The 11,105-nt window shown below is 62.4% G+C and carries 6 protein-coding genes; 4 read left to right on the top strand and 2 right to left on the bottom strand.

Annotated elements, in window-relative coordinates; translation table 11 throughout:
* Positions 1-42 precede the first annotated feature (42 nt).
* Both mnxG and ACRESJ_RS02640 read right to left on the bottom strand, forming a co-directional pair.
* The gene (gene mnxG, locus ACRESJ_RS02645; protein ID WP_431756510.1) at positions 43-5,856 is read right to left on the bottom strand and encodes a manganese-oxidizing multicopper oxidase MnxG; all 5,814 of its coding nucleotides are present in this window, start codon (positions 5,854-5,856) and stop codon (positions 43-45) included.
* Positions 5,857-6,060: 204 nt separating this feature from the next.
* Entirely contained in the window at positions 6,061-6,669 is a 609-nt protein-coding gene (locus ACRESJ_RS02640) for a lytic transglycosylase domain-containing protein (RefSeq protein WP_431756509.1), read from the bottom strand.
* 206 nt (positions 6,670-6,875) lie between these two features.
* Here ACRESJ_RS02640 and gspG point away from each other — a divergent pair, with 206 nt between their 5' ends.
* From gspG to ACRESJ_RS02620, 4 genes are all read left to right on the top strand, one after another.
* A complete protein-coding gene (gene gspG / locus ACRESJ_RS02635; RefSeq protein ID WP_431756508.1) occupies positions 6,876-7,310 on the top strand; it encodes a type II secretion system major pseudopilin GspG in 435 nt (144 codons plus the stop codon).
* Between the two features lie 14 nt (positions 7,311-7,324).
* Positions 7,325-8,512: a type II secretion system F family protein gene (locus ACRESJ_RS02630; RefSeq protein ID WP_431756507.1), complete on the top strand. Its 1,188-nt coding sequence runs from the start codon at positions 7,325-7,327 to the stop codon at positions 8,510-8,512.
* Between the two features lie 149 nt (positions 8,513-8,661).
* The gene (locus ACRESJ_RS02625; RefSeq protein ID WP_431756506.1) at positions 8,662-9,228 is read left to right on the top strand and encodes a hypothetical protein; all 567 of its coding nucleotides are present in this window, start codon (positions 8,662-8,664) and stop codon (positions 9,226-9,228) included.
* 285 nt (positions 9,229-9,513) lie between these two features.
* Complete coding sequence (locus ACRESJ_RS02620) at positions 9,514-11,022, top strand: sigma-54-dependent transcriptional regulator (protein ID WP_431756505.1); 1,509 nt, start codon at positions 9,514-9,516, stop codon at positions 11,020-11,022.
* Positions 11,023-11,105 lie beyond the last annotated feature (83 nt).

Below are 11,105 nucleotides of genomic sequence, written 5' to 3'. Positions count from 1 at the left end.
GCTCCCACAGGGAGGGTGGTGAGCCCTCCCTGCCCGCCCCCCTTAGGGCACTGGCGCCGGTTCCGGTTCGTTGGTCACCCGCAGCAATCCCCACAACCCGGAGGTGTTGCCATAGGCGCCGTAGTCTCGGTACAGGTAATCCCCCGGTATCGCATTGATCCCCCCGGCGCTCGGCATCATGAAGCTGAAGTGCGCCGCCGGCAGTACGCTTTCGTGGGCGCCGATGTACATCGACATCGGGTTGTAGCCGAACTTCACCGACCCCACGCCTGGTGCACTCATTGGGTAGCCACCGGTATCGCTCTTCTCCGACAGGAACGGGTTGGTCGACCAGACGTGCCCGTCAAGCTGGAAGGTGGTGCCGCGACTGCCGCCCGTTGGCATCAGGATGTGGGTACGGAACGGCTGCCCCGGCTTGGCGTACAGCACCGGCGTCTGCGGATCGCCCCCCACCAACGCGTTGCTGTAGGCCATGTGCGCGTTGACCATGTCGCCGTAACCTGCGCCCTGGGCATGGCCGAACGGTGCATCCGGCGCCAGGCCGAAGCGATACCACAGCGGTTCGGACTTGTAGTTGATGGCCATACTGGAGTTGTCCTGCGGATCGGTCGGCACGCCGAAACCTTCCGCGGCAATTCCTTCCACCGGCCGACCATTGGCCCAACGCATGTTCAACGCTTTCTGCCAGACCATCGCAAAGTCGCGGTAGCTGGTTTGCCCCGGCGCAGTCACGGTCGCATTGGCCTTGCGCGCATCCTCAACCCAGGTAGCCCCTGCCGGCACGATGCTCATCGCCGCCGCCAGGCCTTTTTGCCCCTGCTTGATTACGTCCGCAGGGGTGAAGTTCAAGCCGCCGAACTCGACCGCCGTGGCGTTGATGTTGTCGACGTTGCGCCCCAGTTGGGTGATCGGTTTGCCCTCACGCTCCAGGTGGCCGGCGTAGTACTGATAGGTACGGCTTGGGTAGGCGCCAGTGTTGCCGACCCGTGGCGGCACGGTCTGGGTCGGGTTGGTGCCGACGTTGGTGCCGTCGGATTTGGTGATGTCGTACGCCAGCAATTGTGCGTGCAGACCCACATGGCTCGAAGGCCGCATCAGGTTGTTGCTGAAGGTGGTCGAACCGGTGCCCGTATTGCGGTCGCGCTTGACCATGCCGTGCATGACCGCGGTCTGGGTCAGGTCCGGCATCACGCTTGGCAGACGGTTCTCCAGGGTGATGTTGATGCAATCACCGGCCGCTGCGCGCAGTACCAGCGGTTCGACAGGCACACCGGGTTTGAGCTTGCCGGTGGTTGGGTCGAGGTCGGCCTTGCGTACATACAGGATCGCGGTCGGGTCATGCAGCGGCCCGCTCTGACCACCGATGGTGACGGTTTCACCGTCCTCAGGGTCGGTCACGGTGACCTGTGGAATGCTCACCGTCCGCGAGTTGAACACCAGGGTGCCGCCCGCCGGATTGAGCGGTCCGCCCACGTGTTGCCCGAGCCCTGCCGGGTCACCGATGGTCAGGCCCAGCGGATTGGTCAGGATGTCGTTGGCCAGCGCCGCGACCACTTCGTAGTTGCGTTGCACGGTCGGACGAGTCCCGATGCCATTGGGGTTGGCGCCGATCCGTGGGCAAACACCATCGAATGCCACGGTGTTACGCATACCGGTCGGTTTGGCATTGTTCGGCAAGGCGAACAGGTCGTTGCGTTGCGCGGTGTAGTTGCGCATCACACCCCAGATCCCGCTCCAGTAGCCCTCGATCGAAGCGTCCATGGAGTACAGGTAGTCACCCGTGGTGGCCGCCGAACTGGACAGCATCGAGACCGGTGCAATGAAGCCCATCTGCTCGGAGATCCCGATCATCTGCGACGCGCGCCAGCCGGAGTTGGTGCTGTTGCCGAAACCGGAACCGCTTTGCAGCCATTTCACGCCGTGCAGCGTGACGTTGTGCTCCTCTTCGTGACCGCCGGCGTGCACCCGCAGGCGCACGTTATCGCCGGTGTAGGTACGCAGCATCGGGGTGAACGGGTCACCCGCCTCCGCGCCGCCTTTGTTGATGTGTGGCGGGAACAGCGTGGTGCCGCCGGTTGGGCCGGTGGCCGAGGTGATCAGGTTTGGCGCCAGGTTCATCGCCGGGATTGCACGGTCGGTACGGCTTTGCATGGCGTACGCCAGGTCGCCGCCCATGCCATCGGCCTGCATACCGCGCTTGCCATCCGGGCCGACCTTGTTCGGGTCATACACCCGCAGGGCCAGCGGCTCGTTGCGGTAATTGACCACGAACATGCCAGGGTCATCCACCGAGATTGCCTGTGGGCATGGCCGGGTTGGGCAGCCAGGAACCATCCCGCCCTGGACTTCGAGAGCACCCTCCAACAGCGAGCTGGCGTTATTGCGCACCGGTGGGTTGATGGCGTAGCGGAAGCTGTCCGCGGTGGCCGGGAAGGCTTGCGGGTTTGGCACGCCGTTAGGACCTGCGCCCACGTACACACCCGCTTCATAGGCGTGCTGGAAGTCGCTGTACTCAAGGAAGAACTCACGGAAGCTGTCGTTCTTGCCGTCGCCGTCCAGGTCACCGGTGGAAATCACCGCTTGCCATGAAGTAGGCCCGCCGTCCTGACGCGCGCCGCTGTAGAGCTGCTCGCCGGTCTCGGCATGGAACCAGGTGGAACCGGCCGGTTCAGCCAGGACGGTGGCGTACAGGCCAATCTGTTGGTGGGTCGATGGGCCGAGGTGGTCATGGGTGAAGATGGTGCCCAGGCCACGGTCGACACCTTTGGTATTGACCACAGGGTCGACGAACCAGCGCTGCATGGCCGTCCGCGCCCCGACCCAATCTGCCCGGCCGAACTGACCGAAGTACGGGTGGAGCTTGGCTTTTGGACATGCCGGAGTGCCGTCGCGCGGGTCGGTGCCTTCGCATTGGTTGTACTCGCGGATGGCGTGAATGCGCTCTTGCACCGCGCCAGGGGAAAGCACGCCGTCTTCGTAGTTCCAGCCGTTGGCCGAGCCGTCGGCCGACGTCAGGTCCCATTTGGGCAGGTGAATGTGCTGGCCGATCACGTCGGTCGGCGTGCGCACTTGATAGTCGTCCATTTCATAGGTGGCCGGTACCAGGTTGGTTTGCTGGTACTGCACGCAGTCGAAGGTGTTCATGCGCATCACCAGAGGCTCTGGCGGACGCTGCTTGGTGATCACCGGCCAAGCGTCTTCCCACAGCGCCAGGATGCGCGCTTGCGGGAAGTGGTAGCCGACCTTGTTGTACACCGCGTCGAACTGGATATTCGCCGCCTTGTAGATCCGTGGGCGGTCGGCAGTGAAGGTCGAGGAACCAGTAAAGGACATGCCGTCGACCCGCTCGCCACTGGCGAATTCACCGGTGCCGGCGCTGCTGGTCAGGCGTTTTTGCCGGTCATCCATGCAGGGTTCGTAGTACGGGGCACCTGCGATCGGCAAGGCGCCGTTGGTGCGGAAGTTACGCGCCACGATCTGGTTGCCTGGCAGCAAGGCATAGCTTGGGTGGTCTTTCTTGGCATGGAAGGCCATGGCCGCTTGCTCAACTTCGGTGCCCTCTTCCGGCAGGTACAGCGGCTTGGCGCGTTTTACTTCCTTGGAGAAATCCAGGGAGGTGGTCACCGTCTGAGCTTCACCGCCAGCGGAGAAACCGTCCAGGGAATGACGTCCCAGGCCACCGTCCCAGCCACCGGATTGATTAGGGTCGAGGTTGGCCCACAGGGCTTTGCCCGTGGCTTTCAAGTTCCTCGCGGTGTCCGCATCGAGCATGTCCAGCGGTGGAGTCGGTGGACGTTGGCCGACCGAACTTTCCATGCCGCCAATCCAGAATGGATAGCCAGGGTTTTTCAGGGTGCCGTCGGCATTGCGGTTGGCTTCGCTGCGATCGACCAATGCGAGGGAACCGATGGCCTGCGCATTACCGCCATGGTGTTCGACGTCGTCATCGTCTTCTTCATCGTCATTGGCGGCCATCAGGGTTTGGCCGAGTTTCGGTATAACGGCGACTTTGCCAGGCATCGGCGGCATGGCTTTGCCAGGCAGCGGTACCACGGCCGGGATCGGTGTACCGGCGACGATTTCGCCATCGGGCAAGGCCCGTGCGCCTGCGGCCGGTTTGCCGCTGCGCAGGGCATAGGGTTCGCTGTGGTAGCCGTCGTTGCCCTGTTGCGAAACTTCAAGTTTGGTGCCTTCTTCAAACACATCGTGCACCCGCCACATGGCCCACATGCCTTGGGCGAAGTGCGGGTAGAAGTGGCAGTGATAGATCGCATCGCCCGCTACCCGGTTACGGTTGCCCGAGCCACCGTTGGCGATTTCATAGGTGTAACCGGCACCCGGCCCGATGCCCTGGGCATCGACGTAGTCGGAGTTGTCGTCATTGGGGTTGAACAGCCACTGATGCCCGTGCAAGTGGAAGATGTGCTGCTCATGGCCGTTGTGGGTGTTGCGGAATTTTACGAAGTCACCGATGTAGCTGTGGTTGACGTTGGAAGGCTCGGACGGATACAGCGCCATAGTCGCCTTGACCCCGATCTGATCGGCCCTCGGCGTCTGGCCAGGGGTGATGCCTTCCAGGCCTGCGTTGGCAGGTACGTCCACCAGCATCGCCACGTCACCGACGGTGTGGGAGCTCAGGAAAAATTCTTCGTAGGCGCACGACAGGCAATCGTGCATCGGCCCGACGCCCAGGCGATTGGCGACCACCTCGGCGCCCATGCCGCCTGAGCCGTAGTTGATCATGAACGAATCGCGGGTCGGCTCCAGCACGTGGGCCATGACCGGGTCAGCCCAGTAGGCCGGGAAGGCTTGGGTTGCAGCGGTTTCATCCTGGAATTGCGAAGCGAAATCGCGGAACGGTTCCAGACGATTGGGAATGGCCGGGTTGCGTTTCCCCACGGCTTCCAGCGGATAAGTCGATGGCGGGAAGCTGCCGTCGGCATAGCTGCCCATTACGATGGCATCGCTCTCGCTGGAGATGATTTCGTTGCCGTCGACCATGTTGATGATCGGTGTGCCGGCTTTGCCTTCGCGGATCCACGGCTCGCGTTGCGGGTAGCGTGCCTGGTAATCGACGATTGGCTGGCCCGCCGGGGTGCGCCCGGTGGTGGCCAGACGCATTTCTTCTTCGGTTACGGTGTTGCGATAGGTGCGACCGCCCTTGGGCACCACCGCCACCAGGCCAAACAAACCGTTGGCGACGTTGCCGGCCGCACCTTCCCCACCAAAGGTCGCGCCACGGCTACTGACGGCAAAGACCCCTTCGCGCTCGGCGTACAAGGTATAGGAGCGGCTGGCGCCGGGGGCGACCAGGGTGTTGGCGTTGCGCCCGGTGAACGACGAGATGTCATCGATGCTGTTGACCGCCTGCAGGCCGTTGACCTGGAAGCCGACATGGCGGTCAGCGACCTGCTCGTCGACCTTGTATTGATCGGTGTTGCCAGCTGGAACTTCGACGCCTTCTCCCGCTGCGCCATCCTCGTGGGAACCCGGGTTGGCCTGGTACGCCAGCAGGTTCTGCAAATTGACGGTCAGGCAGTCGCCGGCAGCGACCCGTAGTGCCAGCGGACGCGGACGCTTGTCGGCGCGCAGCGAAACCTTGCCTGGCACCGCCGCGCCACCTTGCGCCAGCGAGACATCATGATCGTCGACCACATCCCGGCGCAGGGCATACATCATGCCGTTTACGTTCTGCGCACCGAGGCGGTTGAACATCAGCGGCTGGTCCAGCGCCACGACGTTAGCCACCAGGTTGCGCTCACAGCGTGCAGAGGCTTCGGCGAATTCGATGCCGAGCACCGATGCGGCTAATACAAGCCAGGGGAGAACGGATGGAACATGGAAAATGCCGGTCATGATCACGGGCCTCGCTGTGGGCGCTCACAGGGAATAATTCTCGTCAAACCCTTTGAGCAATCTGCATGCCATAATAAATATTGTTGTTTTTCAATGCCTTACAATCAGCACTTCACACGTCGGGGGATATTCCCCACTTTTCCCCCACTTTTTTGCCGGGGCCACCCTCCCCCAATGTTGGGGAAAACCGCCCGGGGCGTCCGATCACAACGGGGCATCCGCCGCCAGCCCCTGCAAACGCCGGTACTGGTTCAGGACGTTGGGCACATAACGCTGGGTTTCGGCGAACGGCGGAATGACGCCCCCACGGCTGAGCACGGCCTGCGGCCCCGCGTTGTAGGCGGCCACGGCCAAGGCCATGTCGTTGTCGAACATCGTCATCAGGCGTTTGAGGTAGCGGGCGCCGCCCTGAATGTTGGCCTTGGGGTCATAGACGTTTTTCACCCCCAGCTCGCGGGCGGTGTCGGGCATCAACTGCATCAGGCCACCAGCGCCCTTGGGCGATACAGCGCTGGGGTTGTAGCGGGACTCAGCCTGGATCACGGCATGCAGCAATGCTGCCGGCAACTCATTGTCCGTGGCCGCCTTGGCCACGATCTCTGCGTAAGGTCGCGCAGCAATCATTTGCGGCTGCTGGTCGAGGTTGACCGCCACTGCCGGGACCTCACGAATGACCCGTTCATAGTGGCGGCCCGGACGGTGGACGTTGGACAGGACGAAGTTGCCCTTGGCGTCCACGGAAACGAACACATCGGCCTGTGCGGCGCTGGCCAGCAGCGTCAGACCAAGCAGTCCTGTGGTGAGAATTTTCATTGTTATGTCTCCCCTGCCCGGACCCGAAAAATGGGGGTAATGCCCCAATGGCCGGTGGTTTATGAGCCATACGCAAGCACTGTGCCGAAAGTGCGAGAGGCCGTATGACGGGGGTTGCAGGGGGATGGCAAAACCCTCACCAGTCATGTGCATGGCAATTGCATGTACGTTCCTTGCGACCCTTCTGCCGACTGTGTGAGGTCATCATGAAACAGCGTCTGCGTAATTCTTGCCGTGCCCAGCGCGGGTTCACATTGCTTGAACTGTTGGTGGTGCTGGTGGTGCTGGGGCTGTTGGCCGGTATCGTGGCGCCGAAGTACTTCGCGCAACTGGGCCGTTCCGAAGTGAAAGTGGCCAAGGCGCAAATAGAAGGCCTGGGCAAGGCCCTGGATCTGTATCGCCTGGAGGTCGGCCACTACCCGTCGACCGAACAGGGTTTGCAGGCACTGGTCACCGCGCCGAGCGACGAAGCCCACTGGACCGGCCCTTACTTGCAGAAAAAGCTGCCGCAGGACCCATGGGGCCGTAACTACACCTACCGCTACCCCGGCGAAAATGGCGAGTACGACCTGTTGTCGCTGGGCAAGGACGGTCAGCCCGGCGGCGAAGGCGAAAACGCCGAAGTCACCAGTTGGCAGTGACGGACATGGCGACCATGCGTTTTCACCTCAAAGCGGTAGGCAAGGCCGGTGTGGTTTCAATGACCGTCGAAGCACCGGGCCACAGCGAAGCGCGGCGCATTGCCGAAGACCAGGGCCTGCGGGTGGTCAGCCTGCACGCCGAGCGGCATTGGCGGGCGATGCGCCTCGCCAAGCGCGAGACCTTCAATCTGGTGTTGTTCAGCCAGGAACTGACCACCCTGCTCAATGCTGGCCTGCCGTTGATCGATGCGCTGGAAAGCCTGGCGGAAAAGGAAAGCGCGCCCCAGGCCCGCAAAACCTTGAGCGAGCTGGTGCGCCTGCTTTATGAAGGAAAGTCGTTCTCCCAAGCCCTGGGTCAGTTGTCGGCGGTTTTCCCGCCCCTGTACGTGGCGCTGGTGCAGTCCAGTGAGAAGACCGGCGCCGTGGGCGATGCCCTGGGCCGCTATGTCAGCTATCGCCAGCGCATGGACGAGGTCCGGCAGAAGATCGTCAGCGCCTCGATCTACCCCATGCTGTTGCTGGTGGTGGGCGGCGGCGTGGTGTTGTTCCTGATGGGTTATGTGGTGCCGCGTTTCAGCCTGGTGTTCGAAGGGTTGGGGTCGAACCTGCCGTGGTTGTCGCAGATCCTGATGAGCAGCGGCATGTTCCTGCACGCCCATCAGGGCGAATTCTTCGGCGCCTTCATGGCCATGATCGTGACCCTCGCCCTGCTCCAGCGTCAGCCGTCCTTCCGCCGAGGGGTGGATCGCCTGATCGAAAAACTCCCTGCGGTGCACCAGCGCATCTTCATGTACGAACTGGCGCGTTTCTACCGTTCCCTGGGAATTCTGCTGCAAGGCGGCATTCCTCTCGTCACCGCCATGGGCATGGTGCGCAACCTGCTGACGCCCGCCTCCCGCGTTCGCCTGGACCAGGCCTGCGAACGGGTGCGCGAGGGGCAATCACTATCGGCTGCGCTGGAGCTCAATCACCTGGTGACTCCGGTATCCCTGCGTCTGCTGCGCGCCGGCGAACAGTCCGGCAACCTCGGACAAATGATGGAGCGCAGTGCCGACTTCTATGACGAAGAAATCAGCCGCTGGATCGAATGGTTCGTGCGGTTGTTCGAACCGTTGCTCATGACCTTCATTGGCTTGCTGATCGGGGTCATCGTGATCCTGATGTACATCCCGATTTTCGAGCTGGCCTCAAGCATTCATTGACCCCCGGAACAGGGTCCGCTGCCCGGTGCAAATTTTTTTCTGCGTGGCGACTGAATAAAACCGGACGCAGATGTGTTTGCCGACTGAATCAGGCAGCAAGTTGCGCTGTTCATCAACGTTCCAACCCGATTTACAAGACGGAGAACGACATGCACATCAACAAGCTTTTACTGGCAGTAGCTATTGGCGCGGTTTTGTCGGCGTCTACCGTATTGATCCCGGACAGCCTGTCCGGGGTATCGAGTGCTCAGGCTAAAGAGGGTGGTGGGCATGGTGGCGGCGGAGGCGGCGGTGGCGGAGGCCACGGCGGTGGCGGTGGCGGTGGCAGCGGTGGTGGTGGCGGTGGTCACGGCGGCGGCAGTGGTGGTGGTGGCGGCAACGGCGGTGGTCACGGCGGCGGCAGTGGCGGTGGCAGCGGTGGTAGTGGAGATAGCAGCGGCGGCCGTTCGTCAGATCATTCTGGCAACACCGCCTCGTCCAGCTCCGGACGCAGCGGCACACACTCCGAACCCGGTGACGACCATGGCGTGCATCGCTCGGGGGAAGTCGGTGATGACAACGGCGTGCATCGCTCGGGGGAAGTTGGTGATGACAACGGCGTGCATCGCTCGGGGGAAGTCGGCGATGACCACGGCGTGCATCGTGCCGGGGAAGTCGGTGATGATCGCGGACTGCATGCCGCTGGCGAACAGGGTGACGACAAACGCGCCAACTGATTTGCTTAGGTCTCACTGGGGTTAGGTTAAATCTGTCGCAAAGCAGACCCCTGTGGGAGCTAGCCTGCTAGCGATAGGGCCTGCACATCCAAAGAAGATGTCGAATGTGCCGCCGCCATCGCTAGCAGGCTAGCTCCCACAATGTTTTCGGTTGATCGTAGATTCTGTGACCGACCCGCTCCCACAGGGGATCATCGCTGTTTTGAAGGCCGCGCAACATTTCACCATTAGCCCGCCCCAAGGCATAATTGCCACCCTTCGCAATCCAGAACCCGAAAGCGCCCCATGCGTATCCACGTCAGCTTCATCGACCGCGTCGGCATCACCCAGGAAGTCCTGGCACTGCTCGGTGGGCGCAATCTCAATCTGGATGCGGTGGAAATGGTCCCGCCCAACGTCTACATCGACGCCCCGACCCTGAGCCCGCAAGTCCTCGAAGAGTTGCGTGATGCGCTGTTCAGCGTGCGCGGCGTGCAGGCGGTGACGGTGGTCGACATTCTTCCCGGCCAGCGCCGTCACTTGCAGCTCGACGCATTACTCGCGGCCATGACCGACCCGGTCCTGGCACTGGACAGCGCCGGCAAGGTGTTGCTGGCCAACCCGGCGCTGATCGCCCTGTACGGTCGCGAACCGGCCGGTGAAAGCATCGCCGAGCTGTTTGGCGATCCGGCCTTACTCGATGCCTTGCTCGAACATGGCTTTCGTTTGCCGCTGCGAGAAATTACCGTCAACGGCCAGACCCTGTTGCTGGACGCCACACCGATCACCGATGCCGGCGCCCTGCTGACCCTGTATCAACCCAATCGCATCGGCGAGCGTCTGTCTGCGCTGCACCATGATCACGCCGAAGGTTTCGATTCACTGTTGGGCGAGTCGCCGGTGATTCGCACACTCAAGGTTCGCGCGCAACGGGTGGCGGCCCTTGATGCACCGCTGTTGATCCAGGGCGAAACCGGGACCGGCAAGGAACTGGTCGCCCGGGCCTGCCACGCGATCAGTACGCGGCACAACTCACCGTTTCTGGCGTTGAACTGCGCGGCTTTGCCGGAGAACCTCGCCGAAAGCGAGCTGTTTGGCTACGCCCCCGGAGCCTTTACCGGCGCACAACGGGGCGGCAAACCGGGGCTGATGGAACTGGCGAACCAGGGCACGGTTTTTCTCGACGAGATCGGCGAGATGTCGCCGTACTTGCAGGCCAAATTGCTGCGTTTCCTCAACGATGGCAGCTTCCGTCGCGTGGGTGGTGATCGCGAGGTCAAGGTCAACGTGCGGATACTCAGTGCGACCCACCGCGACCTGGAAAAAATGGTCAGTGAAGGCCAGTTCCGCGAAGACCTGTTCTATCGCCTCAACGTGCTCAATGTCGAAGTCCCGCCGCTGCGCGAACGCGGCCAGGACATCCTGTTGCTGGCGCGCTACTTCATGCAGCAGGCCTGCGCACAAATCCAGCGCCCGGTCTGTCGCCTGGCGCCGGGCACTTACCCGGCCCTGCTCGGCAACCGCTGGCCGGGCAACGTTCGGCAACTGCAAAACGTGATCTTCCGCGCCGCGGCGATCTGCGAAAGCAGCCTGGTGGACATCGGCGACCTCGACATCGCCGGCACTTCGGTTGCTCGCCAGGGCGACCACGATGTCGATAGCCTGGAACAGGCCATGGACGAATTCGAGAAAACCCTGCTGGAAAAACTCTACGTCAGCTACCCCTCGACCCGCCAACTGGCCACCCGCCTGCAAACCTCCCACACCGCCATCGCCCATCGATTGCGCAAGTACGGGATTCCCAGCAAGGCCTGAACGCCATGATCCCCTGTAGGAGCTGCCGAAGGCTGCGATCTTTTGATTTTAAAAAACAAGATCAAAAGATCGCAGCCTTCGGC

Origin of the sequence: Pseudomonas sp. (genome assembly GCF_050739655.1) — a bacterium.
Classification (GTDB): domain Bacteria; phylum Pseudomonadota; class Gammaproteobacteria; order Pseudomonadales; family Pseudomonadaceae; genus Aquipseudomonas.
This window is presented reverse-complemented; position numbering and strand designations above follow the sequence as displayed.

Bases quoted from the DNA above. Each gene is read 5' to 3' on its own strand.
- ACRESJ_RS02640 (WP_431756509.1), bottom strand. From the start codon at position 6,669: ATGAAAATTCTCACCACAGGACTGCTTGGTCTGACGCTGCTGGCCAGC.
- ACRESJ_RS02625 (WP_431756506.1), top strand. From the start codon at position 8,662: ATGCACATCAACAAGCTTTTACTGGCAGTAGCTATTGGCGCGGTTTTG.
- gspG (WP_431756508.1), top strand. From the start codon at position 6,876: ATGAAACAGCGTCTGCGTAATTCTTGCCGTGCCCAGCGCGGGTTCACA.
- mnxG (WP_431756510.1), bottom strand. From the start codon at position 5,856: ATGACCGGCATTTTCCATGTTCCATCCGTTCTCCCCTGGCTTGTATTA.
- ACRESJ_RS02620 (WP_431756505.1), top strand. From the start codon at position 9,514: ATGCGTATCCACGTCAGCTTCATCGACCGCGTCGGCATCACCCAGGAA.
- ACRESJ_RS02630 (WP_431756507.1), top strand. From the start codon at position 7,325: ATGCGTTTTCACCTCAAAGCGGTAGGCAAGGCCGGTGTGGTTTCAATG.